Source organism: Erwinia pyri, from assembly GCF_030758455.1.
In the GTDB taxonomy this organism is placed as follows: Bacteria; Pseudomonadota; Gammaproteobacteria; order Enterobacterales; family Enterobacteriaceae; genus Erwinia; species Erwinia pyri.
Genome location: NZ_CP132353.1, coordinates 3021257 through 3046081, shown reverse-complemented (window position 1 = coordinate 3046081; position 24825 = coordinate 3021257). Strand labels below are relative to the sequence as shown.

25 protein-coding genes are annotated in these 24825 nt (G+C 54.3%); 17 read left to right on the top strand and 8 right to left on the bottom strand.

The window, feature by feature from the left end; all coding sequences use genetic code 11:
- Positions 1-88: 88 nt before the first annotated feature.
- From Q3V30_RS14360 to Q3V30_RS14335, 6 genes are all read left to right on the top strand, one after another.
- A complete protein-coding gene (locus Q3V30_RS14360; protein WP_306206698.1) occupies positions 89-1051 on the top strand; it encodes an isoaspartyl peptidase/L-asparaginase in 963 nt (320 codons plus the stop codon).
- Positions 1052-1060: 9 nt separating this feature from the next.
- Positions 1061-2917, top strand: coding sequence for a glutathione ABC transporter ATP-binding protein GsiA (gene gsiA, locus Q3V30_RS14355; protein WP_306206696.1), 1857 nt, complete (start codon positions 1061-1063; stop codon positions 2915-2917).
- Between the two features lie 45 nt (positions 2918-2962).
- Positions 2963-4498, top strand: a complete 1536-nt coding sequence (gene gsiB, locus Q3V30_RS14350) for a glutathione ABC transporter substrate-binding protein GsiB (RefSeq protein WP_306213214.1) — start codon at positions 2963-2965, stop codon at positions 4496-4498.
- A gap of 64 nt (positions 4499-4562) precedes the next feature.
- Positions 4563-5483 carry a glutathione ABC transporter permease GsiC gene (gene gsiC / locus Q3V30_RS14345; RefSeq protein ID WP_306206694.1) on the top strand — a complete coding sequence of 307 codons (921 nt, stop codon included), beginning with the start codon at positions 4563-4565 and terminating at the stop codon, positions 5481-5483.
- A gap of 9 nt (positions 5484-5492) precedes the next feature.
- Positions 5493-6392, top strand: a complete 900-nt coding sequence (gene gsiD / locus Q3V30_RS14340; RefSeq protein ID WP_306206692.1) for a glutathione ABC transporter permease GsiD — start codon at positions 5493-5495, stop codon at positions 6390-6392.
- 76 nt (positions 6393-6468) lie between these two features.
- Positions 6469-6918: a DUF4385 domain-containing protein gene (locus Q3V30_RS14335; RefSeq protein ID WP_306206690.1), complete on the top strand. Its 450-nt coding sequence runs from the start codon at positions 6469-6471 to the stop codon at positions 6916-6918.
- Positions 6919-7106: 188 nt separating this feature from the next.
- Here Q3V30_RS14335 and rimO read toward each other — a convergent pair whose 3' ends face one another.
- The 3 genes from rimO to Q3V30_RS14320 form a co-directional block, all read right to left on the bottom strand.
- Positions 7107-8435, bottom strand: coding sequence for a 30S ribosomal protein S12 methylthiotransferase RimO (gene rimO / locus Q3V30_RS14330; RefSeq protein WP_306206688.1), 1329 nt, complete (start codon positions 8433-8435; stop codon positions 7107-7109).
- A gap of 117 nt (positions 8436-8552) precedes the next feature.
- Positions 8553-9044, bottom strand: coding sequence for a DMT family transporter (locus Q3V30_RS14325; RefSeq protein WP_306206686.1), 492 nt, complete (start codon positions 9042-9044; stop codon positions 8553-8555).
- Positions 9044-9481: a DMT family transporter gene (locus tag Q3V30_RS14320; protein WP_306206684.1), complete on the bottom strand. Its 438-nt coding sequence runs from the start codon at positions 9479-9481 to the stop codon at positions 9044-9046. The genes Q3V30_RS14325 and Q3V30_RS14320 overlap by 1 nt, the downstream gene beginning before the upstream one ends.
- 98 nt (positions 9482-9579) lie before the next feature.
- Here Q3V30_RS14320 and Q3V30_RS14315 point away from each other — a divergent pair, with 98 nt between their 5' ends.
- From Q3V30_RS14315 to Q3V30_RS14305, 3 genes are all read left to right on the top strand, one after another.
- Entirely contained in the window at positions 9580-10512 is a 933-nt protein-coding gene (locus Q3V30_RS14315; RefSeq protein WP_306206682.1) for a LysR family transcriptional regulator, read from the top strand.
- A gap of 175 nt (positions 10513-10687) precedes the next feature.
- Positions 10688-11350 carry a DUF3313 domain-containing protein gene (locus Q3V30_RS14310; protein WP_306206680.1) on the top strand — a complete coding sequence of 221 codons (663 nt, stop codon included), beginning with the start codon at positions 10688-10690 and terminating at the stop codon, positions 11348-11350.
- A gap of 110 nt (positions 11351-11460) precedes the next feature.
- Positions 11461-12576, top strand: a complete 1116-nt coding sequence (locus tag Q3V30_RS14305; RefSeq protein ID WP_306206678.1) for a PQQ-dependent sugar dehydrogenase — start codon at positions 11461-11463, stop codon at positions 12574-12576.
- Positions 12577-12697: 121 nt separating this feature from the next.
- On the opposite strand, the gene Q3V30_RS14300 is transcribed toward Q3V30_RS14305, so the two are convergent.
- Positions 12698-13354 carry an HAD family hydrolase gene (locus Q3V30_RS14300; RefSeq protein WP_306206676.1) on the bottom strand — a complete coding sequence of 219 codons (657 nt, stop codon included), beginning with the start codon at positions 13352-13354 and terminating at the stop codon, positions 12698-12700.
- Between the two features lie 273 nt (positions 13355-13627).
- On the opposite strand from Q3V30_RS14300, the gene Q3V30_RS14295 reads away from it, so the two are divergent.
- Positions 13628-14830 (top strand): serine hydrolase, encoded by a 1203-nt coding sequence (locus Q3V30_RS14295; RefSeq protein ID WP_306206674.1) that lies wholly within the window; start codon positions 13628-13630, stop codon positions 14828-14830.
- 87 nt (positions 14831-14917) lie between these two features.
- Here the strand turns inward: Q3V30_RS14295 and Q3V30_RS14290 are convergent, their stop codons facing one another.
- From Q3V30_RS14290 to Q3V30_RS14280, 3 genes are all read right to left on the bottom strand, one after another.
- On the bottom strand, positions 14918-16201 hold the full coding sequence (locus Q3V30_RS14290) for an HAAAP family serine/threonine permease (RefSeq protein WP_306213213.1): 1284 nt from the start codon (positions 16199-16201) through the stop codon (positions 14918-14920).
- A gap of 488 nt (positions 16202-16689) precedes the next feature.
- Positions 16690-17295, bottom strand: coding sequence for an undecaprenyl-diphosphate phosphatase (gene ybjG, locus Q3V30_RS14285; RefSeq protein ID WP_306206671.1), 606 nt, complete (start codon positions 17293-17295; stop codon positions 16690-16692).
- A 2-nt stretch (positions 17296-17297) separates the two neighbouring features.
- A complete protein-coding gene (locus Q3V30_RS14280; protein ID WP_306206669.1) occupies positions 17298-18035 on the bottom strand; it encodes a phosphatase PAP2 family protein in 738 nt (245 codons plus the stop codon).
- A gap of 597 nt (positions 18036-18632) precedes the next feature.
- On the opposite strand from Q3V30_RS14280, the gene ybjM reads away from it, so the two are divergent.
- Complete coding sequence (gene ybjM, locus Q3V30_RS14275; protein ID WP_306206667.1) at positions 18633-19007, top strand: inner membrane protein YbjM; 375 nt, start codon at positions 18633-18635, stop codon at positions 19005-19007.
- Positions 19008-19097: 90 nt separating this feature from the next.
- Here the strand turns inward: ybjM and Q3V30_RS14270 are convergent, their stop codons facing one another.
- Positions 19098-19361, bottom strand: a complete 264-nt coding sequence (locus Q3V30_RS14270) for a GrxA family glutaredoxin (RefSeq protein WP_306206665.1) — start codon at positions 19359-19361, stop codon at positions 19098-19100.
- A 200-nt stretch (positions 19362-19561) separates the two neighbouring features.
- Between Q3V30_RS14270 and Q3V30_RS14265 the strand changes: the two genes are divergently transcribed.
- From Q3V30_RS14265 to potG, 6 genes are all read left to right on the top strand, one after another.
- Positions 19562-19840: a YbjC family protein gene (locus Q3V30_RS14265; RefSeq protein WP_306206663.1), complete on the top strand. Its 279-nt coding sequence runs from the start codon at positions 19562-19564 to the stop codon at positions 19838-19840.
- The gene (nfsA, locus tag Q3V30_RS14260; RefSeq protein WP_306206661.1) at positions 19824-20546 is read left to right on the top strand and encodes an oxygen-insensitive NADPH nitroreductase; all 723 of its coding nucleotides are present in this window, start codon (positions 19824-19826) and stop codon (positions 20544-20546) included. The genes Q3V30_RS14265 and nfsA overlap by 17 nt, the downstream gene beginning before the upstream one ends.
- 18 nt (positions 20547-20564) lie before the next feature.
- A complete protein-coding gene (gene rimK, locus Q3V30_RS14255; RefSeq protein ID WP_306206659.1) occupies positions 20565-21467 on the top strand; it encodes a 30S ribosomal protein S6--L-glutamate ligase in 903 nt (300 codons plus the stop codon).
- A gap of 88 nt (positions 21468-21555) precedes the next feature.
- On the top strand, positions 21556-22035 hold the full coding sequence (locus Q3V30_RS14250) for a YbjN domain-containing protein (RefSeq protein WP_306206657.1): 480 nt from the start codon (positions 21556-21558) through the stop codon (positions 22033-22035).
- 419 nt (positions 22036-22454) lie between these two features.
- Positions 22455-23564, top strand: coding sequence for a spermidine/putrescine ABC transporter substrate-binding protein PotF (gene potF, locus Q3V30_RS14245; protein ID WP_306206655.1), 1110 nt, complete (start codon positions 22455-22457; stop codon positions 23562-23564).
- 120 nt (positions 23565-23684) lie between these two features.
- On the top strand, positions 23685-24818 hold the full coding sequence (potG, locus tag Q3V30_RS14240; protein ID WP_306213212.1) for a putrescine ABC transporter ATP-binding subunit PotG: 1134 nt from the start codon (positions 23685-23687) through the stop codon (positions 24816-24818).
- The last annotated feature ends 7 nt before the right edge of the window (positions 24819-24825 follow it).

Sequence of the window (24825 nt, the reverse complement as noted above, 5' to 3'; positions counted from 1 at the left end):
GCCTATAGTCAAAAATAGCCTGATATTTAACGAATTGATTCTAACCCAGTGTTTTTCATGCCGATTTGGCAACCAGGATAAAGCAATTATGGTCAGAGCAGTCATCGCCATTCACGGTGGCGCGGGCGCCATCGCCCGCGCCAGCATGAGCGCAGAGAAAGAGCAGCACTATATTCAGGCCCTGTCAGGCATTGTGTCAGCCGGGCAGGCACTACTGGCCAGCGGTGGTAGCGCCCTGGATGCGGTGACAGAGGCCGTACGGCTGCTGGAAGAGTGCCCCCTGTTCAATGCCGGAAAGGGCGCGGTGTTTACCCATCAGGGCTCGCATGAGCTGGATGCCTGCGTAATGGATGGTCGCTCTCTGGAAGCGGGGGCGGTCGCGGGGGTAAAAACCATCCGTAATCCCGTGCTGGCGGCGCGAGCGGTGCTGGAAGCCAGCCCCCACGTGTTGTTTATCGGCGAAGGTGCAGAGCAGTTTGCTGCACTTCAGGGACTTGAGCAGGTGCCACCCGATTTCTTCTCTACGCCAGAACGCTGGGAACAACTTCAGCGTGCGCTTCACTCAGACCACGCGGTGCTCGATCATGACGGCGCGGCGCAGACCCCGAACGATCCTCTGGATCCGGATCGCAAGTTCGGTACGGTAGGCGCCGTGGCGCTGGATCTCTCTGGTAATCTTGCCGCCGCGACCTCAACAGGGGGCATGACCAATAAGCAGGCGGGACGCGTGGGTGACTCTCCCCTTATCGGCGCGGGCTGCTATGCCAATAACGCCAACGTGGCGGTCTCCTCTACCGGAACCGGTGAAGTGTTTATGCGGACGCTGGCCGCCTATGATATCGCCGCGCTGATGGAGTATGCCGGTCTGTCGCTGAAAGAGGCGAGCGACCGGGTGGTGATGGAGAAGATTCTGGTGCTGGGCGGTAGCGGCGGCGTGATCGCCGTGGACCGTGAGGGGAATGTGGCGCTGCCTTTCAACAGTGAAGGAATGTATCGCGGCTATGGCTATGTTGGCGATGCGCCGAACGTGGGCATTTATCGCGAAGAATAAGGAGGCAGCATGGCGGTAACCCCTGAACTGCCTGCCGGGCAGGTATTATCAGTCAGAAACCTCAGCGTGAGCTTCCGGCAGGAAGAGGGCGTTGTTCATGCAGTGAAAAACCTGTCGCTTGATGTCCAGCGGGGCGAAACGCTGGCGATTGTGGGCGAGTCCGGTTCAGGGAAGTCCGTTACTTCGCTGGCGCTGATGCGCCTGGTGGAGCAGGGCGGCGGCCAGATAGAGCGCGGTGAGATGTGGCTGCGCAGGCGTGACGATCGGGTAATTAATCTGGCTGGCGCCACGCAGTCTCAGCTGCGTACTATCCGCGGTGCCGACATGGCGATGATCTTCCAGGAGCCGATGACCTCGCTGAATCCCGTGTTCCCGGTGGGTGAGCAGATTGCGGAATCTATCCGGCTGCACCAGGGGAAAAGCCACCGGGAGGCGTTAAAAGAGGCTGAGCGCATGCTCGACCTGGTGCGTATCCCTGAAGCGAAAAACGTTCTCTCCCGCTTTCCTCATCAGCTCTCCGGCGGCATGCGCCAGCGAGTGATGATTGCTATGGCGCTCTCCTGCCGGCCTGCGCTGCTGATTGCCGATGAACCTACTACAGCGCTGGACGTAACCATCCAGGCGCAGATATTGCAGCTGATCCGCGTGCTGCAAAAAGAGATGCAGATGGGGGTGATATTTATCACCCATGATATGGGCGTGGTCGCTGAGATGGCCGATCGCGTCCAGGTGATGTACCGCGGCGACGTGGTGGAAACCGGGCCGGTTGAAGCTATTTTCCGCTCACCGCAGCAGCCCTATACGCAGGCCCTTCTCGCCGCCGTGCCAAAACTTGGCGCCATGACCGGCCAACCCTTCCCGGCTAAATTTCCCTTGCTTGCGTCAGAGCGCCACGACGACATTGTTGTGCCTCAGGATACTGTATCGCCCGAAGCTGAACCGGTATTGCAGGTCAGAGATCTGGTTACCCGATTCGATATTCGCAGCGGGTTCTTCAACCGCGTTACCCGCCGTGTACATGCGGTAGAAAATGTGAGCTTTGACCTGCGGCCGGGAGAGACGCTGGCGCTGGTGGGCGAATCGGGCTGCGGCAAATCAACCACCGGCCGCTCGCTGCTGCGGCTGGTGGAGAGCCAGGGCGGCACTATTACTTTTAACGGTAAACGCATCGATAACCTGACGGGGCCGGCACTCTCCCACCTGCGGCGGGATATCCAGTTTATTTTCCAGGATCCTTACGCCTCGCTCGATCCCCGCCTGACCGTAGGCTTTTCAATTATGGAGCCGCTGCTGGTCCACGGACTGGCAAAAGGGCAGGCGGCAGAAGATCGCGTTGCCTGGCTGCTGGAGCGGGTGGGTCTGCTGCCGGAGCATGCACGGCGTTATCCGCATGAGTTTTCCGGCGGCCAGCGTCAGAGGATCTGCATTGCACGCGCGCTGGCCCTCAATCCAAAAGTGGTGATTGCCGATGAGTCCGTTTCGGCGCTGGATGTCTCTATTCAGGCGCAAATCGTCAACCTGATGCTCGATCTTCAGCGCGAGTTCGGTATCGCTTTTCTGTTTATTTCACACGATATGGCAGTGGTGGAGCGCGTCAGCCATCGCGTAGCGGTGATGTACCTCGGGCAGATTGTGGAGATCGGCCCCCGCCAGTCGGTGTTTGAAAACCCACAGCATCCCTACACGCGCAAGCTGATGTCTGCTGTGCCGGTGGCCGATCCGGGCCATCGTCGTCGTGAGCGGGCGCTGCTGGTGGATGAGATACCCAGCCCCATCCGTGCGCTGGGGGACGAACCGATAGTGGCACCGCTGGTCGAGGTGAGTGCCGGACACTATGTTGCCCGCCATCTGATTGGCGGCGCCTGATATTGCTGCATAACAACAAGGACTTCAGGAGATGAACGCAAAATGATGATTCATAGCAAACGTAAGTTACTGATCGCCGCTGGTTTACTGAGCAGCGCGGCCGCCGTTCCTGCCTGGGCGGCAAAAGATGCGGTGATCGCCGTCGGCTCCAATTTCACCACCCTCGACCCTTATGACGCCAACGATACGTTGTCACAGGCGGTGGCCAAATCCTTTTATCAGGGACTGTTTGGCTTTGATAAGGAGATGAAGCTGCAGAACGTGCTGGCAGAGAGCTTTGATGCCAGCAAAGATGGGCTGACCTACACCATCAAGCTGCGCAGCGGCATCAAGTTCCAGGATGGCAGCGATTTTAACGCCGAAGCGGTGAAGGTAAACCTGGATCGTGCCAGCAATCCTGACAACCATCTCAAGCGTTACAACCTGTTCAAATCAGTAGCCACCACTGAGGTGCTTGACCCGACAACGGTTAAAATTACCCTGAAGCAGCCGTTCTCAGCCTTTATTAATACCCTTGCCAGCCCGGCAGCGGCGATGATCTCGCCAACGGCGTTGAAAAAATATGGCAAAGAGATTGGCTTCCATCCCGTGGGCACCGGGCCTTTTGAGCTGGATACCTGGAACCAGACCGATTTTGTGAAGGTGAAAAAATTCGCCGGTTACTGGAAGAAAGGCTATCCGAAGCTGGATACCATTACCTGGCGTCCGGTGGTGGATAACAATACCCGCGCGGCCATGCTGCAAACCGGTGAAGCTAACTTCGCTTTCCCTGTTCCCTATGAGCAAGCCAAACTGCTGGAGAAGAATACCAAGCTGGATCTGGTGACGTCGCCATCGATTATGCAGCGCTATATCAGCTTTAACGTCACGCAGAAGCCGTTTGATAACCCGAAGGTGCGCGAGGCGATTAATTACGCCATTAACCGCCAGGCGCTGGTGAAGGTAGCCTTTGCGGGCTATGCCACGCCAGCAACGGGAATTGTCCCGCCAGCCATCCAGTATTCTCAGGCCTATCCCGCGCCGGAATATAATCCCGCTAAGGCGCGTGAACTCCTGAAGGAAGCGGGCTACCCGAATGGCTTTACCACTACGCTTTGGTCTTCTCATAATCACAGTACCGCGCAGAAGGTGTTGCAGTTTACTCAGCAGCAGCTGGCGCAGGTAGGGATTAAAGCCACCGTAACGGCGATGGACGCTGGTCAGCGTGCGGCTGAAGTGGAAGATAAGGGGCAGAAAGAGAGCAAGGTGCGGATGTTCTACACCGGCTGGTCCGCTTCCACTGGCGAGGCAAACTGGGCGTTAACGCCGCTGTTCGCCACGCAATCCTGGCCGCCCACTATCTTTAACACCGCGTTTTACAGCAACCCACAGGTGGATAACGATCTGAGCGACGCGCTGAAAACCACGGATGGCGAGAAAAAGGCCGCGCTCTATAAAGATGCGCAGGACCGTATCTGGAACGATCGCCCATGGGTGCCGCTGGTGGTGGAAAAACTGGTTTCTGCTAATACCAAAAACCTCACCGGTTTTTACGTGATGCCGGACACCTCGTTCAGCTTTGACGACGCCGATTTGAAGTAATCCCGTAACAGACAGCCACGCCTCCTCTGTGGGAGGCGTGGCTGTCTGAGCGGCAGGACAACGCATGCTCAACTATTTTATCAGACGTTTACTGGGGCTGATCCCCACGCTGCTCATTGTGGCGGTGCTGGTGTTCCTGTTTGTTCATCTGCTGCCTGGCGACCCGGCGCGGCTGATTGCCGGACCGGAAGCTGATGCGACCGTGGTGGCGATGGTCCGACAGCAGCTGGGGCTCGATCAGCCGCTTATTCAGCAATTCTGGCATTTCATTATTAATGCGGTTCAGGGTGATTTTGGTCAGTCGATGGTCTCCAGACGGCCAGTTTCGACCGAGATTGCCGCACGGTTTTTCCCCACGCTGTGGCTGACGTTGAGCAGCATGGTGTGGTCGGTGATTTTTGGCATGACCATTGGCATCGTTTCTGCCGTCTGGCGCAACCGCTGGCCCGACAGAATGGGCATGACGCTGGCGGTTTCCGGCATCTCTTTCCCGGCGTTTGCGCTGGGAATGCTGCTGATGCAGGTTTTTTCGGTGGAGCTGGGCTGGCTGCCAACGGTGGGTGCTGATGGCTGGCGGCACTATATTTTGCCCTCCATCACCCTTGGCGCAGCGGTAGCCGCGGTGATGGCTCGCTTCACCCGCGCCTCTTTTGTGGAGGTGATGCAGGAAGATTATATGCGCACCGCGCGCGCCAAAGGGGTGCGTGAATCCCTGGTGGTGGTGAAACATGGCCTGCGTAACGCGATGATCCCGGTGGTTACCATGATGGGCCTGCAGTTCGGCTTTCTCCTTGGCGGGTCGATCGTGGTGGAGGTGGTCTTTAACTGGCCCGGGCTGGGCCGCCTGTTGGTGGATTCGGTCGAAATGCGTGATTACCCGGTGGTGCAGGCGGAAGTGCTGCTGTTCTCACTAGAATTTATTCTTATTAACCTGGTTGTGGATATGCTTTACGCCGCCATCAACCCCGCGATTCGTTATAAATAAGGACACGCGATGAAAAACTGGCGACGTAGCGCGGCGCTCTCCGCGATGCCAACGGTACAGCGCGTCCGTACCCCCTGGCGTGAGTTCTGGCGGCGGTTTCGCCGTCAGCCGGTCGCGCTGGCGGCCGGTGTGTTTGTTTTACTGCTCATCGTGGTAGCGGTAGTCGCGCCCTGGATAGCGCCCTTTGATGCCGAAAATTATTTCGACTATGACCGACTGACGGAAGGCCCGTCGGCAATGCACTGGTTTGGCGTGGACTCCCTCGGACGGGATATTTTCAGCCGCGTACTGCTGGGTACCCGCCTGTCGCTGATCTCCGGCTTTGTTTCGGTGGCGATAGGCGCAGCCATCGGCACCATTCTGGGGCTGCTGGCGGGCTACTACGAAGGGTGGTGGGATCGGATCATCATGCGCATCAGCGATGTGCTGTTTGCCTTTCCGGGGATCCTGCTGGCCATTGCCGTGGTGGCGATCATGGGTTCCGGCATGTCGAACGTGATTGTGGCGGTAGCGATTTTCAGTATTCCCGCCTTTGCCCGCCTGGTGCGCGGCAATACGCTGGTACTGAAGCATATGACCTTTATTGAGTCGGCGCGCAGCATTGGCGCATCGGACTTTACTATAATTCTGCGCCATATTCTGCCGGGCACGCTCTCCTCCATCGTGGTCTATTTCACCATGCGTATCGGCACCTCGATTATCACCGCCGCCAGCCTCTCTTTTCTGGGGCTGGGCGCACAGCCGCCCACGCCGGAATGGGGAGCGATGCTGAACGAAGCGCGGGCGGATATGGTGATGGCGCCGCACGTGGCTATTTTCCCCAGCCTGGCTATTTTTCTGACGGTGCTCGCCTTTAATCTGTTAGGGGACGGGCTGCGCGATGCGCTGGATCCCAAACTGAAAACCTGATTTTACGCAGCGTTCCCTGACGGGCGCAGCCAGCGACTTTCTGTGCCAGGCTTGCTGTTATTTAGGGAGAGAGTGGATGAAAGAGTTCGACTATGAGCAGGATTTCAAAAATATCGATTTTCGCCAGCATCCGGAGCGGTATCAGGTAGGGCGGGGCGAGCAGGGTGTGCTGATGGTGGAGCCTTATAAAAGCGAAATCCTGCCGCACTGGCGCTTTAAAACGCCCGCGATTGCGGAAGTCTCATCCAAAAAAATCATGGAGCTGTTTGAAGCGTACCGCGACCAGGACGATTTTGTCGGCATGGATATGGCGCGAAAGTTCATCCAGATGGGCTACACCCGCGCCAGGCGTTATGCCAATCACAAAGGCGGCAAAAAATATGGCGTGGATCGTGAAATCCTGCCTTATGAACTGAATGAGGAAAAAGCGGCGGCGGCGGCTATCTTCAAGCGCTGCTGGGATACCTTGCGGGAGGATAAAGATTATTTAGCCCGTAAGAAAAAGCATCAGGCTGAGTATGGCTGAAAACAGGCCAGGCTGAAGGCGTTGTCAGGAGTCACAGAACGCGGCCGTTGCGCCTGTGGCAAGCGGAGTCTGAACAACTGGTCAGGCTGGCTTTCTGAAAGCCAGCGGAGCCAGCAGAACACGCCTTCACGCTGGCACATCTTAAGAAGCCGTCCCGCCTGAAGAGTGGCGGCGGGACGGTAAATGCATCAGATTTTAGAGGCCCACAGGTCGTATTCGTCGGCGTTATCCACCTTCACACGAACCACATCCCCTGGCTTCAGGGATTTTTCACCGTTCAGGTATACCGCACCGTCGATTTCCGGCGCATCCGCCATGCTGCGGCCAATGGCACCTTCTTCATCCACCTCATCGATGATCACCAGGATCTCACGCCCCACTTTTTCCTGCAGGCGCTCAGCAGAAATGGCCTGCTGCAGCTGCATAAAGCGATCGTAACGCTCTTCTTTCACCGACTCCGGCACCGGGTCCGGCAGCTGGTTTGCCGTTGCGCCTTCAACCGGGCTGTATTTGAAGCAGCCAACGCGATCCAGCCGCGCCTCTTTCAGGAAGTCCAGCAACATCTGGAAATCTTCTTCCGTTTCGCCAGGGAAGCCTACGATAAAGGTGGAGCGCAGCGTCAGCTCCGGGCAAATTTCACGCCAGCGCTTGATGCGCTCCAGCGTGCGCTCTACGGCACCCGGGCGTTTCATCAGTTTCAGGATCCGCGGGCTGGCGTGCTGCAGAGGGATATCCAGATAAGGGAGCAGCTTACCTTCCGCCATCAGTGGAATGACATCATCCACATGAGGATAAGGGTAGACGTAGTGCAGGCGAACCCAGACGCCCAGCTTCGCTAACTGCTCGCAAAGGCTGACCATGCTGGTTTTTACCGGCGATCCGTTCCAGAAACCGGTACGGTGTTTAACGTCCACGCCATAGGCTGAAGTGTCCTGCGAAATAACCAGCAGCTCTTTCACCCCAGCCTCAGCCAGGCGTTTAGCTTCATCCAGCACCGAGCCGATCGGACGGCTGTCGAGATCGCCGCGCATGGAAGGAATAATGCAGAAGGTGCAGCGATGGTTGCAGCCTTCAGAGATTTTCAGGTAGGCGTAATGGCGCGGCGTCAGCTTTACGCCCTGTTCCGGCACCAGGCTCAGAAAGGGGTTGTGCTTAGGTTTAGGCACATACTGATGAACGTGCGACAGCACCTGCTCGTAGCTGTGAGGCCCGGTGATTTCCAGCACTTTTGGGTGCACTTCACGGATCTGATCCTCTTTTGCACCCAGGCAGCCGGTAACAATCACCTTGCCATTTTCATTCAGCGCCTCGCCAATCGCTTCCAGCGACTCCTGCACCGCGCTGTCAATAAAGCCGCAGGTGTTGACGATAACGATCTCCGCATCATCATAACGCGGCACCACTTCATACCCTTCTGTTCGTAACTCGGTGAGGATCCGCTCCGAGTCCACCAGATTTTTCGGGCAGCCCAGCGAGACGAAACCGACCCGGGGCGCCATTATTGTATTTTGCGACATAGCTCATATCCTGTTCTGCACAGCAATTTTGCGCGGGATTTTACCCATCTCGCGGCAAAATATATACAGCAATATGAACTGTAGGGTGATTCTTGTCAGAAACGAGGCAACAAAGCGTTAGTCGCGTGCTGAGGCCTGCGCCAAATCCTTACGGGAAGCCGCTGCAGGCTTTTTACTGCTGGAGTAAATAAAGGCCAGCGCGATGCCCAGACAGAGGATCGCTCCAAGGCGGCTCATAGAGAAGGGGATCGCGTCATTGCCCAACCAGCCAAAGCTGTCGATAAGCATGCTCATGGCCAGCTGACCAAAAATAACGGCCACGGTTGCCACTGCGGATCCAATTTTTTGAATCGCCAGCACCATGATAACGATATAAGGCACGCCACAAAAAGCGCCCAGCAGCTGCCATTTCGGCACGTCCAGCAGGCTGATAGCGTGCCTGGGTTCAAAATATAAAATCAGTAAGGCGGTGACCAGCGCACCTACAGAGAAGGTCAGAAACGCACTTTTGAATACGCCCACTTTGCTGCCCAGCTGGCCATTAATTGCCGCCTGAACGCTGAGCGTAACGCCACCCAGTACCGCCAGGATAATCATTAAAATAGTCATCAGTTTCCCTCAGCCACCAGAAGTAGAGCCGCAATAATAAAAATCAGAGCAATGATACGCTTACCGTCGATTTTGCGATGGGGCGTGCCAAACAGGCCATAATGGTCAATGATCAGGCTTTTAAACACCTGGCCGGCCAGAATGCCAATCATGGTCATGGCGATGCCGATGGCAGGGGTGGCAAGCGTCAGGATAACGACATAGACAGGACCCAGAACGCCGCCCAATAACTGCCAACCCGGCAGGGCAAAAAAAGAGGGGCTGTTACGCGGGCTGAAAAAGAGCATCAGGAAGAAGGTCAGCACCGCACCCACGCCAAAGATGCTGAAAGTGGCCCATAAATCGCCCACCTGTCCGCCTAAAGGCCCCAACAGGCCCGCCTCGACGGATAATCCCATCCCGCCGCACACTACAAGTAAAATCAGTAAAAGCTGCATAAACCTGCTCTCTTATTATTAAGATTGGGGAGAATAGTGCAGAGCGGTATAATGAAAAACAGCATAATCTGATAAACACCTTTGCAGGAATTGCATCAATGAATGAAGGCATGATAAATATTCGCTCTCTACAGCTCTTTATCAGCGTCTTTAACGCGCAGAGTTTTTCGCAGGTGGCCAGGCGGGAAGGGGTTTCTGCATCACTGGTGTCGCGCACGGTGCATCAGCTGGAAGAGGCGCTGGGGCAACAGCTTTTTTATCGTACCACGCGCGCGGTGATCCCTACTGAAGCGGGCAGGCTGTTCGTTGACTATGCCAGAAATATGACCGAACAGCTCAGCGAAGCGCGCAAGGAACTTCAGGACCGGGCGCTTGAACCCGCAGGGCTGGTCAGACTTAACGCGCCGGTATTTTTCGGGCAGCGGCATATCGCGCCCTGGCTGGCAGGTTTCGCCAGACGTTATCCCCGCCTGCAAATTGAGCTGATCTTAACCGATGACTATATCGATCCCCATCGTGAGGCCACCGATGTGATCTTTCGCATCGGCACGCTTACGGACTCCTCCTTCCATGCCCGGATATTCGGCACGCAGCGCTATCATGCCGCGGCATCACCCGCCTATCTGCAACGTCACGGCACCCCCCTTACACCGCAGGAGCTGACCGGGCATGACTGCCTGGTCTACAGAGGTTTTGCCGGTCCCAATCGCTGGCTGTTCCGGCAAAACAGTGCCCCCTGGGCGCACTATCAGGTGAAGGCTTTACTCACCTCCAATAATGCGGAGACGCTGCTCACCGCTGCGCTGGGTGGCATGGGGATTGTGCTTTTTCCTGACTGGCTGATAGGCGATCGTTTGCAAACGGGCGAGCTGGTGAAAGTTCTGCCTGAATTTGAGACGGCGAATAAAACGGAGGGGCAGCAGATTGCCGCTATCTATCCCAATTCACGTCGTCCGCCCCTGAATGTCCGTGCGGTCATTGACTATTTTGTTGAAGTCTACGGCTCTCCGCTTTACTGGAAATATGATTAAAAGCGTGCGGCTCAGGGGGATTGCCGTGGATTAGGGCAGCGAATGGACGGGAACAAAAACAGAGGATAACTTTCCCGATCACGTTTCTCTTTTACTCTGCTGGTAATGCCGGAGGAAAAAACTAAGCTTGCCATCAGCTCCTCCCGATATTTCCTCCCTCTAAAAGGAATCCCCCATGCGTGTGCTGAGCCTTTGTCTGGTTGCCGGAGTAATTGTCACGGCTCTGGCCGGATGTTCGTCTAAGGTGGCTGAAACTCAACAGTTTTCCGGCTTTCTGCCAGACTATTCCCGATTAAAACCCACGGAATCACCCAGTGGTAAACCCACGCTGCGCTGGATTTCACCAGATTTTCATTCAGCCGATTACCGTGGAATCTATTACACCCCGGTAGTTTATTATCCTGTAGCCAAACCCACCGCCCGTGTCAGCCAGACAACGCTGGATGGTCTCAGAACCTATGTCGACACTCAGTTTAAAACAGCAGCGGCAAAACATAAGCCGCTGGTCACCACAACCGGGCCAGGCACGCTGATTATGAAAACGGCTATCACCACGGTGAGTGCAGAAAATCAGGATCTGAAATTTTATGAAGTGGTGCCGGTGGCGGCAGTGGTTGCCAGCACCATGGCTGCCTCCGGCCACCGTACCCAAAACAGCTTACTTTATCTGGAGCTTCAGCTGATTGATGCCCAGACCGGTAAGCCGGTTATTGAAGCGGTGCGCAAAGCCTATGGTAAAACCGTACCCAATAACAGCGCGCCCATTACGCTTGAAGACTTAAAACAGGGGGCGGACGAGATGATCAATGACGTCACCGCTTTCCCGCAGCAGCCCTGAAGCCGGGTTCGAAAAGCGCCGTCTCCTGCGGCGCTTAAGGTTTTGTAAAAACAGTCCTCTGTTGGTCGCCCTTCGCTAAATTTAACAGACACCCCTTCAGGAGAGTTGGTATGCCTCGTTTGCTTAGCGTTTGTCTGCTGGCGGTCTCAGCGTTTATGGTCTGGCCCGCACTGGCGGCGAAAGTACAGGTTAAAGAGCTGCAAAGCGGGCTGGATCACCCCTGGGCCGTGGCGTTTCTGCCGGAAAATCAGGGAATATTAATCACTGAACGATCGGGCCAGCTGCGCCGCTGGCAGCAGGGAAAAGGGTTATCAAAACCGATTGCTGGCGTGCCCGAAGTCTGGGCGCAGCGGCAGGGCGGCCTGCTGGACGTGGCGCTGGCACCAGATTTCAGTCAGAACCGCCATCTCTATCTGAGCTGGACTGAAGCTGACGCTTCAGGGCGCGCAGGGGCCGTGGTGGGTTATGGCGTGCTCAGCAACGATATGACCCGACTTAACGATTTTAAAGTCATTCTCCGGCAGCAGCCGCCACTTTCCAGCGGGGCGAATCTCGGCTCGCGAATCGTTTTTGATCACGCAGGCTATCTCTACGTGACCTTTGGCGATAACTTCCAGGCCGCTTCCGCGCAGGATCTGGGCGCACTTAGCGGAAAAATCGTGCGTCTGAACGCCGATGGCTCCATTCCGCCAGATAACCCTTTTGTGGGCAAACAGGGTGCCAGAGGTGAGATCTGGAGCTACGGCATGCGTAACCCACAGGGCATTGCCTGGAACCCCTGGACCCAGGCGATATGGGAAAATGAGCATGGCCCGCGCGGCGGTGATGAGGTCAATATTCTGCGTAAAGGCGAGAACTACGGCTGGCCGCTGGCAACGTGGGGCATCGATTACAGCGGTGAGAAAGTGCCAGGTTCCCAGGGGGGAACCGCGCCGGGTACCCTCCAGCCCGCTTTCTGGTGGAAAGTCTCTCCCGCCCTCAGCGGCATGACTTTTTATAACCATTCGCGTTTTCCGCAGTGGAAAGGTTCGTTGTTTATCGGTGCGCTGAAGGATAAAAGTCTTATTCATCTGACCCTGAAGGGCGATCGGATCACAGAGAAAGAGCGTTTATTAAAGGATCGCGGGGAACGCATCAGGGATGTTCGTCAGGGGCCGGACGGCTATCTCTATGTGCTGACGGATGAATCTGACGGCAAATTGTTGCAGGTGGGTTTGGAAGAATAAGGCGGCAAAACCCTGACGGGAATAATGCCGGACAGCAGCCTGAATCAGCAAGCGACTTCACTGGCTTAAATTGGCAGCCCGCAGGATACGGGCTGCCCGCTAAGGGTCTCTACCTTGCAGGCTACTTCACCCAGCGGCAGACTTCCCAACCCCGCTGCTCGGCCAGTTGATGCAGCGGTTCACTGGGATTGATCACAAAGGCGTGATCGGCATGCTCCAGCATCGGCAGATCGTTAATGGAATCACTGTAAGCCCAGGTTTTGGCAAACGCGCGCTCCTGCTGGATGGCAAGCCAGTCATTCAGCCGGGTCACTTTGCCTTCTTTGTAGCTCATGGTGCCATAGGTTTGCCCGCTGTAACGGTCATCGACAATTTCCACGCCTATGGCCAGCGCGCCGTGGGCGCCAAGCTGTTCAGCTATCGGCACCACCAGATGCTCTCCGCTGGCTGAGACCACCATCACCGTATCACCGCGCTGCTGATGCCATGCCATCCGCTCGCGAGCAGAAGGATAAACGCGGGGAAGAATATCTCGCTGAATAAAGCGTCTTACCCAGCCGGATACAGTCAACGTGCCCATCCCCTCCAGCGGCGACAGCGTGGTATTCATATACTCTTCGATTGAGAGCGACCCCTGATAATATTGCGCCATCAGCGCCTGCTCCTGCTCTATCAGCGAGGCGGGAGCAAAGCCCTGCGACACCAGCCAGCGAAGCCACAAACCGGTACTGTCTTCACAGATTAGCGTTTCATCCAGATCGAAAAGAGCTAAATCCATCGTTATTACTCCTGAGGCAGACTCAATTCAGGTTAGCGGAATTTTGTGACCGACTTAACTGTTTTGCGAAAATTAGGATTTTCGCCCGGTTTGACTTACCGCCGCGGGCGAAAAAAGAGCTGCGGCGGGACAGTTCCCAGATTTATCTAATAAACTCTGAATAACTTTACAGTAATGCTGTTCTTTTTCCGCTCAGAAAACGTTAGCGTGGCAGGGTCTGCGTCCGCCCGCAGCGAGAATTGTTACCTTTCAAATGGATATTTGGGTCCCGCCATGAAGAAAATGTTCCTCTCTGCCACTGTTAAAACTCTGATTCTCTCCACACCCGTTTTGCTCTTCACGCTGGCTGCCCGCGCTGAAGAGGCGCCCGCAGCACCGCAGATTGAGGCTAAAGCCTGGATACTGCTGGATTACAACAGCGGTAAAGTGCTGACGGAATCGCATGCTGACGATCGGCTTGACCCGGCCAGCCTGACTAAAATGATGGCAACCTATGTCATTGGCCAGGCTATCAAGGCTGGAAAAATTTCCAATGATGACATGGTGACCGTAGGCAAAGATGCCTGGGCGACCGGCAATCCTAAGCTACAGGGCTCGTCGCTGATGTTCCTCAAGCCCGGCGACCGCATCCCGGTTTCGGAACTCAATAAGGGAATTATTATCCAGTCTGGTAATGACGCCAGTATTGCACTGGCGGATTACGTCGCGGGTAGCCAGGACTCTTTCGTCAGCCTGATGAACAGCTATGTTAAGGCGCTGGGGCTGCAGAACACGCAGTTCAGAACCGTACACGGGCTGGATTCAGAAGGGCAGTACAGTACGGCCAGAGATATGGCGCTGATTGGTCAGGCATTGATTCGCGATGTGCCTGAGGAATATGCGCTGCATAAAGAGAAGGAGTTCACCTTCAACCGTATCCGTCAGCATAACCGCAATCGTCTGTTGTGGAGCACCAACCTGCAGGTTGATGGCATTAAAACCGGACATACCGAGGGCGCTGGCAACAATCTGGTGGCTTCGGCGGTACAGGGCGATCAGCGTTTGATCTCGGTAGTATTAGGTGCCGCTACGGACGCCATCCGCTTCCGCGAAAGTGAAAAGCTGCTGACCTGGGGTTTCCGGTTTTATGAAACCGTAACGCCGATAAAAGCGGACAAGCCTTTTTCAACCCAGCGCGTCTGGTATGGCGACAGGAAAGAGGTCAACCTTGGCGTCGCGAAGGATGCTTCCATCACCCTGCCAAAAGGGCAGATAAAGGATCTGAAAGCGAGTTTTACGCTTAATCAGCCGCAGCTGACCGCTCCGCTCAGAAAAAACCAGGTGGTGGGAAATATCGACTTTCAGCTGAATGGCAAGACGATTGAGCAGCGGCCGCTGGTGGTGATGGAGGAGGTTAAAGAGGGCGGATTTTTAAGCCGGATCTGGGATTTTGTCATGATGAAAATGACCGGATGGTTCGGCAAATGGTTTGCCTGAGTAGCCAGAGAGTAAAGGGTAGGTTAACAGCGCTGTAAATAAAGATCTTTTCTGGAGGGGCGAAAGGTTTCGCCCCTTTTTGCCGGACTAAATCAGGTCGTAAGCGATAGCGGAGATAGCTGTTAACCCTGTCAGCACCACAAAGACGTTGCTGATTTTGCCGCTGTACTGGCGCATTGCTGGCACTTTATTGATCGCATACATCGGCATCAGGAACAGCAGTACCGCAATAACCGGGCCGCCCAGCGTTTCAATCATCCCTAATATGCTGGGGTTCAGCGTCGCTACAATCCAGGTCGTGACCAGCATAAACAGGGCGGTAATCCTGTTCAGCTTCGCTTCCGGCAGATTTTTCCCTTTCTCCCCTAACGATTTGACTATCAGTCCGTTGAAACCTTCCCGTGCGCCAAGATAGTGGCCCAGGAAAGATTTAGTAATCGCGACCATGGCGATAATGGGGGCGAGCCAGGCCATCAGCGGCGTATTGAAATGGTTCGCCAGATAGGAAAGGATGGAGATGTTCTGTGATTTTGCTTCAGCCAGGTTCTCCGGCGAGAGGCTCAGCACACAGCTGAAGACAAAAAACATCACCGTCACCACCATCATTGCATGACTGAAGGCCAGAATTTTCGAGCATTTCTGCTCAGCCCTGTCGCCATACTCTTGCTTTTTGGCCACCGCAAAGGCAGAAATAATCGGAGAGTGGTTAAACGAAAAAACCATTACCGGAATGGCCAGCCACAGCGTTATTCCCAGCCCGTTGCCGCTGCCGGCCAGGGTGACGTTATGGAAAATCGAACTGTTCCAGTGCGGAATTAAAAAGAGCGCCAGCGCCATCAGAACCAGTACAAAGGGATAGACCAGCACGCTCATGGTTTTCACAATCATCTCTTTGCCGAAACGCACAATGGTCATCAAACCGGCAATCAGGATCAGCGCCAGCAAAAATCGTGGCGGTGCCTGCATGTGCAGCTGATGCGTCATAAAGCTTTCAACAGTGTTGGTGATAGCTACGCTGTAAACCAACAGGATGGGATAGATGGCGAAGAAATAGAGCAGGGTAAGCAGTTTACCGGCGCCGTTGCCAAAGTGCTCTTCCACCACGCCGGTAATATCTTCCCCTGGTTTGCGGCCGGAGAGCACGAACCTGCACAGGCCACGATGGGCAAAGAAGGTCATCGGGAACGCCAGCAGCGTCATAATGATCAGCGGGATCAGCCCGCCGATGCCGGCATTGATCGGCAGGAAAAGCACCCCGGCACCGATGGCCGTCCCGTACAGGCCTAACATCCACATTGTGTCACTTTTGCGCCAGCTGGTGGGCTGTTCAACAGCGCTACCCGCCAGCGTGGCCGTCCTGGATGACTCCATCATTATCTCCTGATTGAAAACAGTGAAGCAATTATCGACAGGCAGGGGGCGACAACCCGCTATTCCGATCCCTGTCTGAAACGCGGACACTCTACCATTTAAATAAAAGGAGAAAAGCAGAAAGAGAGGCCGTTCAGGCGATCTGAATCACATTACAGCGAATATATTTGGCGATATATTCTATATCGGGATTTAAGTGCAGAGGAATGCTCGGGCTGATACGGATTTTATTGGTTTTTTGCACTGCAATAGCTGGGTTTTGGGTTGGTTAAATAATGTGCAATGTGACCCGGAGAGAGAAAGAAAGAGGATTTAAAGTGTTATTTATCAATGCGTTAATATTTCAGGCGATTTGGTGATTATTTCCATAATAGCATTTGCGCAACACATTAACTGAATATCTTTAATTTTGTCATGTGTTGCGCAATAAATCAGGCGGATATTTAACCGTAATTATCGCCGGCGCGTCTCAAAGGGATCGCCGGGCGCTAATTACGTACCCAGCCCTTCCGGATGGGGAAGGAAAATACCAGTCGGTAAAGTGAAGAGATATTCTGCAATAAGCGACGGCCAAAAAAGGACCATGCCACCTGGGCAAACAGGCAGGAGAGTCCACCCACCAGCAATCCTCCCAGCATATCCATCGGCCAGTGAACGCCAAGATAGATGCGTGACCAGGCGATAGCGATGCCCATCACTATCAGCAGCACGCCAGACCAGACGCGGTGCCAGCAAAGGAAGGCAATCGCGACAGTAAAGATAGCAGTACCGTGATCGCTGGGGTAGGAATCATCGGGCGCATGCGGCAGAAACTGGTGACCTATGCCCATGACAAAAGGTCGTGCGTGAGGGAACAGGTTCCCCACGCACCATGAAATAGTCAAAGCGTAAGCCAGCGCGATACCGGTTTTCAGCACCAGCTTACGTTGTGAACCGACCTGACGCTCAGGCCCCCACAGCCACAGCGCGACGATCAGCACCGGGACAATAGCAATAAGATCCCGGGCGACAAACGTAGCGAGAGAGAGCAGCCAGTCAGGGGATGCGGGGGTGGCATTGATCCAGAGAAACAGCGTCCGGTTAAGTTCTTCCATATTTACATCTTCCTCGTCTTATTCACCAGGTACGAAACGCACCCGAAAGTTAAACATTGGCTCAGCCAAACCCACCAGCCAGCCCATAAATTGTGTGAAAGGAAATGCGCTCCGCGCATCAACTGGCCATAGCCCATCACCATGCCCAGCGTCACTCCAAGCGCAAAGCAGCCCCAGGCCAGCAGAGGGCGACGGGGCCAGTACCAGAAAAAGAGCGCCATTATCCCAAACCCGCTTGATGCATGACCGCCCGGAAAGCACCTGCCCGGCCCGCTGTCGACGGGTATGGCGGAAAAGAGCGGAAATGAGACAGCTTTGCCGCCAAATTCCATCAGATCCCACGGGCAGGAGTGCGCGCTGCTCGCTTTCAGAATGCCGACCACCAGCGGGCCTACGCCAATCAGCACGGTGAGCAGCACTAAACGGCCATTGCGCTTGATAAGGCCGGTTACCAGAGCAACTGCCGCAGCGGCGATCACCAGGTCCTTTAACAAACGGTGATTGATCAGATCCAGCCAGCGATTATCTTTCCAGGGGAATTGCTGCGTCACGGGGTCAAACCACACCCGTGTCAGAGCGAGATCCCAAGCTTCATGGCGGGAAATCCAGGTGAAAATCAGCCCTGTTACCCCCAGCAAGATCAGCTGGATAAGATAGAAGCGGGCAGGAAGAAGATAAATAGCTTCGTTCCTAATTACGCTGGCGGTTGTGCTTCTGTTAAGAATGGATGGTGATTTCATGACAGTCAGTGATTAAGAAGAGGAGGTGCTATGGTGCGGAAAGGGGATTAAGGAAACATTAAGAGAAGGGCGTTGCGATAATTCTTAGAAAGCAGCAATAAAAAAACCCGCTAATCATCAGATTAACGGGCTCCACAATTTAGGGATTTCAAAGAAAAGCAGTGGCACTAATTATGACTCCGGCCAAATTCAAAAGTTCTGATAACAGTAGAAATATTTTTTTTTCATTTAGAGGAGTAAAAATTACGTTGCACAGGCGGGATTCTGGAGGTTAGGAGATTTCTTAGAAAACGCGGGGTTACGTCAGGGAAACGCGCTGAGATAAACAGATTGTTTTTTGGATTTAACAAAAATGCGACTTTTTTTAGCCTGATGTAACCTCCTGTTTACCAGTAACATGTTGAACTACTTCGTTTTTTATTTTATATTGACCTTGCTGTCAGCAGAGCAGCGGCAATATTCAGGAATTTCCACGAATTACAGCCTAATGCCAGCGCCGCTGGACACCATTTCATTCTTTTCAGCCAGTAATAGCCGCAACATTTGTCACGGCGACTTTAAGTTTTATCCGAAATTACCTAGCCGGGAGAAGATCCTATGGTATTTAAAGGGATGACCTGGACAGGCGTTATCGTCTGTTTTGTCCTTTACTGCCTCGTGTTTGTAGCCGTGCGGTTTGAAATGAATGTAGAGACTCTTATTCACTCTGAACCCCGTTTGGGCCTGCTTATATTTGTCGTGCCCGGCGCAATTGCGGCTCTCACTTCAAAAGAAGCGCCGTTAACGGTTGCCCTCGCAGGGGCTTTTTTAGCGACGCCGGTTGTGCTGATAGCTCTGCATTTTTCCCTTGCTGCGCGCGGGTCTCTGCTGCAGGAGTTCGCTTTTACCACCAGCGCTGCTTTCTGGTGCGGCTCCGGCGCCTTAGTGGTTATGCTTTCCCGGACGTTACTGGGTCATGAAGAGCAATCCTGAAAACTGCAGACGAAAAAAAGGCCGATTTTAATCGGCCTTTTTTACGCGTAAATCACCGGTTCCTGAGGAAGAGGGTGATTTAAGGAAAGATTACTGGAACAGACCCAGATTCTCTTTGGCGTAAGCTTCAAAATCAGTGCAGCCACCAATGTGGTTCTGATCGAGGAAAATCTGTGGCACGGTTTCAACCGGCTTACCGACGGTTTTTTCCAGATCCGCTTTAGTGATGCCTTCAGCGTGGATGTCGATATAACGGAAGTTGAAATCTTCACGCTCTGCGGTCAGCTTCTCAGCCAGCTCTTTTGCACGGACACAATAAGGACAGCCAGGACGTCCAAAAATCACTGCAAACATAGGTTTCTCCTCAAAAGTCAAAATTAGTGTGATATACATCACAACTTATCTGTTAATGGCGATTATCATGCCCGCATCTCCCGGCGAAAGGAAGAAGGAATTACCTGTTGATCTGATTCGTCCAGACTATGCAGAGATCGTCAAGGTAGGCTTTAATAACGGCAGGCAGGGTAGTACAACCCTGTGTAAGGAGATACGCCATGCGTGCTTTTAGTCGATTACCCAAACCCGTGCTGGTCATGGAGGCCGTTGGGGGATTATTGCTGGTTCTCTCTTACTTCACGCTGCATCAAATGCTACCCTTGCCAGCACCTTTTTCCGGACCGTTCGCCGCAACAGTGATGATTTTTGCAGGTATTGCGTTCATGCTTCCTGCGGCAATCGTCATGATGTGGCGTACGGCAAAAGCGATGGCCCCGGAACTTTTTAACGCAAAGCGTGACACCCCCCCAGGAGATAAGCATGACGCCGACCATTGAGCTTTTGTGCTCGCACCGCTCTATTCGGGCCTTTACTGATAAGCAGATTGATGATGCACAGCGTGAAGCCATTCTGGCCGCTGCCCAGTCCGCTTCCAGCTCCAGCTTTTTGCAGTGCTCGTCAATTATCCGCATTACCGATAAGACGCTGCGCGAAAAACTGGTTGGTCTGACAGGTGGACAAAAGTATGTCGGTACCGCCGCAGAATTTTGGGTATTTTGCGCCGATTTCAATCGCCACCAGCAAATCTATCCGGAAGCGCAGTTGGGGCTGGCGGAGCAGCTGCTGCTGGGCTGCGTGGATACGGCACTGATGGGACAGAATGCGATGACTGCCGCCGAGTCCTTAGGACTGGGCGGGGTATACATTGGCGGTATCCGCAACAGCATTGCAGAAGTTACCGAGCTGCTGGGCCTGCCTAAATTTGTTCTGCCGCTCTTTGGCCTTTGCCTCGGCTGGCCAGAACAGTCGCCAGAGCTGAAACCGCGTATGCCAACTGCCATGCTGGTACATGAAAACCACTATCAGCCGATCGATCGGCAGGTGCTGGCTGAATATGATGCCGAACATGAAGCCTACTACCTGTCGCGAGGCAATAACACGCGTCGGGAAAGCTGGAGTGAGCACATTCAGAAAACGCTGCTCAAAGAGAGTCGTCCATTTATGCTGGATTACCTGCATAAACAGGGTTGGGCAACGCGTTAAGCTCTGCGGAGGCAGCTGGTGAAAATTGCGATTCTTTCCCGTGATGGCTCACTTTATTCCTGCAAGCGTCTGTTTGAGGTCGCGCGCTCGCGCGGCCACAGCGTTGAAGTGATCGATCCGCTCTCATGTTATATGACCATTAATCCCGGTTCATCGGCTATTCACTACCGTGGTAAGCAGCTGGAGCATTTCGATGCGGTGATCCCACGCATAGGCTCCGCCATCACCTTTTACGGCACGGCCGTGCTGCGCCAGTTTGAGGTGTGCGGCAGTTATCCGTTGAATGAGTCGGTAGCCATTACCCGCGCCCGTGACAAGTTACGCTCGCTGCAACTGCTGGCGCGGCAGGGGATTGATATGCCGGTAACCGGTTTTGCCCATTCACCGGACGATACCAGTGACCTGATTAAAATGGTGGGCGGCGCCCCGCTGGTGGTCAAGCTGGTGGAGGGGACGCAGGGGATTGGCGTGGTGCTGGCGGAGACGCGCCAGGCTGCGGAGAGCGTGATAGACGCCTTTCGCGGGTTGAATGCGCATATCCTGGTGCAGGAATTCATTAAGGAAGCGCAGGGAAAGGATATCCGCTGTCTGGTGATCGGTGGGGAAGTGGTCGCTTCTATTGAGCGCGAGGCCAAAGAGGGCGATTTCCGCTCTAATCTGCATCGCGGAGGCAAAGCCCGCAGTGTGGAGATCACGGAGCGCGAACGGGAGATGGCGATTGCGGCTGCCGCCACGCTGGGTCTGGATATTGCCGGTGTGGATATCCTGCGGGCAAAACGCGGCCCGCTGGTGATGGAGGTAAATGCTTCGCCAGGCCTGGAAGGGATTGAAAAGACTACCGGACTCGATATTGCGGCGATGATGATCGCCTGGATTGAACAACAGGCTCGCCCCGGCTTCAGTCTGAAAACCGGCGGCTGAAGGCATATTTCTTTCGCCATCGTGGTATTTGGCAGGGATTTTCCGTAAGCTAGGGCGCAATTTTAAGGCGGTAAGAGAAATAAACTACATGGATTCACTCGTCGTTCCAGATATTGACGTAATACGACGTTGGCTGGATCAGCAAAGCATCACCTGGTTTGAGTGTGACTCTTGTCAGGCCCTTCATCTGCCGCATATGCAAAATTTCGACGGTGTGTTTGATGCCAAGCTGGATTTGGTCGATAACGTTCTCTTGTTCTCAGCCCTGGCTGAGGTCAAACCCACTGCGCTTATCCCGTTAGTTGGCGATTTATCGCAAATCAATGCCAGCTCGTTAACGGTGAAAGCTTTCCTGGATATCCAGGATGATAATCTGCCAAAGCTGATTGTGTGTCAGTCGCTGAGCGTCTCTGCCGGGGTAACCTTCGGGCAGTTTGTGCATTTTATGAAGCAGAGTGAAGAGCAGGTTTCAATGGTGGTGTTGGAAGCGTTTGCTAACCAGCTACTGGTCCCCGGCGAAGAAGAAGATCGCACGGAAATCGTCTCTACCCACTCATTGCTGCATTAAAGCGCTGCTGGGTTAATCGCTGATTAGCCCATTCCTCTTTTTTCCCGCCGTTAAAATATTCATTCACGTTTAACTGTTGCTATTTTCAGCACCTCCCTCCGCTTTGCTACGCGCATTTATGCTGGTTTATGCCCTGAATGCCGGATATCTGTCGCCGTTTGTGCCATCTTTGCCCTATCACAGAGAGGAAACGTGCATTAAAAATCGATAAAAGGCGTTTTTTACGCCGGGGGCTGGCCTGGGGGGAGGAGTGCGGCTATTCTTGCGAAGCTGCATTTCGCGTGCAACGTCGCTACAGGTATAGGTTTTTTCTATTTAACAGCGCACTGAATAATCATTCATTGTAGAGCCTGAAAAGGTCAGCTGTAAGTAGCTTGTGCCTCAGGCTGTAATTATCCCTGTTCAGGAGGATGGAAAACATGAGAGCCCTTCGTAAGAAATGGTTATCAGGTGTGGTTGCTGGCGTGTTGATGGCGGTTTCCGCTGGCGCAAGTGCTGCTGATAAGACGCTGCACGTCTATAACTGGTCAGACTATATTTCCCCGGATACCGTACCGAATTTCGAAAAACAAACCGGTATCAAAGTAGTCTACGACGTGTTTGACTCCAATGAGGTGCTGGAAGGCAAACTGATGGCCGGGAGCACGGGCTACGACGTGGTAGTGCCTTCCTCCAGCTTCCTGGCGCGTCAGTTACAGTCTGGCGTCTTCCAGCCGCTTGATAAGAGCAAGCTGCCAAATTACAAAAATCTGGATCCGGACCTGCTGAAAAAGCTGGACCAGCACGATCCGGGCAACAAATACGCCATCCCTTATCTGTGGGCGACCACCGGCATCGGCTATAACGTTGAAAAAGTGAAAGCGGCGCTGGGCAAAGATGCCCCGGTAGACAGCTGGGATCTGGTGCTGAAGCCAGAAAACCTTGAGAAGCTGAAAAGCTGCGGCGTCTCTTTCCTGGATGCACCTGAAGAGATCTTTGCCACCGTCCTGAACTATCTGGGCAAAGATCCCAACAGTTCCGATCCCAAGGATTACTCTGGCGCGGCCACCGAACTGCTGCTGAAACTGCGTCCAAGCATTCGTTATTTCCACTCCTCTCAGTACATTAACGATCTGGCGAACGGCAATACCTGTGTCGCTATCGGCTGGGCAGGCGACATTCTGCAGGCGAAAAACCGTGCGGTGGAAGCGAAGAACGGCGTGGACATTGCCTACAGCATTCCTAAAGAGGGCGCGCTGGCCTTCTTTGATATGTTCGCCATCCCTAAAGATGCCAAAAACCTCGATGCGGCCTATCAGTTCCTCAACTATATGATGGAGCCAAAGGTCATCGCTGACGTCTCAAATAAGGTGTTCTACGCTAACGGCAACAAGGCTTCAGTGCCGCTGATTGAAGAAAGCGTCCGCAACAATCCGGGCATTTTCCCTACGCCTGACACCATGGCGAAGCTGTTCGTATTGAAAGTGCAGGATCCAAAACTTGACCGTGTGCGTACGCGTGCATGGACTAAAGTTAAAAGTGGTAAGTAACTGACAAAAGTGAGTCCGACTCATTTTTGATTAAGCAACAGAGGCGCTTTCCCCGGCCTCTGTTTTGTCTTTTATATGGCCTGGTAGCCATATTCCGTTAAGCGCCGGAGAGTAATGGTAGTGAACGACGCAACCGCCCGTCCGCAACAAAAAGCTGGCAAAGCCCTGACGCCGCTGCTTGAGATCCGCAACCTGACCAAGTCCTTTGATGGTCAGCATGCGGTTGATGATGTCAATCTGACGATTTACAAAGGCGAAATTTTTGCCCTGCTGGGGGCCTCCGGCTGCGGAAAGTCGACGCTGCTGCGCATGCTGGCAGGGTTTGAGCCGCCGACGTCCGGGCAGATCATGCTTGATGGTCAGGATCTTTCTCACGTGCCGCCTTATCAGCGACCGATCAATATGATGTTTCAGTCCTATGCGCTGTTCCCCCACATGACGGTGGAGCAGAATATCGCCTTTGGCCTGAAGCAGGATCGCCTGCCGAAAAATGAGATCGCCAGCCGCGTGGCAGAGATGCTGACGCTGGTGCACATGCAGGAGTATGCCAAACGCAAGCCGCATCAGCTTTCCGGTGGACAGCGGCAGCGCGTGGCGCTGGCCCGCAGTCTGGCTAAACGGCCAAAACTACTGCTGCTTGATGAACCCATGGGCGCGCTGGATAAAAAACTGCGCGACAGGATGCAGCTGGAAGTGGTCGATATTCTTGAGCGCGTGGGCGCAACCTGCGTAATGGTAACGCACGATCAGGAAGAAGCGATGACGATGGCCGGACGCATTGCCATTATGAACCGGGGCAAATTCGTGCAGATTGGCGAGCCAGAGGAGATTTACGAGCATCCGACTACCCGTTACAGCGCGGAGTTTATCGGTTCAGTTAATCTGTTCGAAGGGGTGCTGCGCGAACGTCAGGCTGACGGACTGGTGATCGCCAGTCCGGGGCTGATTCATCCTCTGAAGGTCGATTCTGACGCTTCGGTGATGGATGGCGTGCCGGTACACGTTGCCCTGCGGCCGGAAAAAGTAATGCTGTGCGAGGAAGTGCCTGCGGATGGCTGTAACTTTGCGGTAGGTGAAGTGGTGCATATCGCCTATCTGGGCGACCTTTCCATCTATCATGTGCGGCTGCACAGCGGCCAGATGATCAGTGCCCAGTTGCAAAATAGCTGGCGCTTTCGCAAGGGCATGCCGACCTGGGGAGATGAAATCCATCTCTGCTGGGAAGCGGACAGCTGCGTGGTTCTGACGGTTTAGTGGGGGA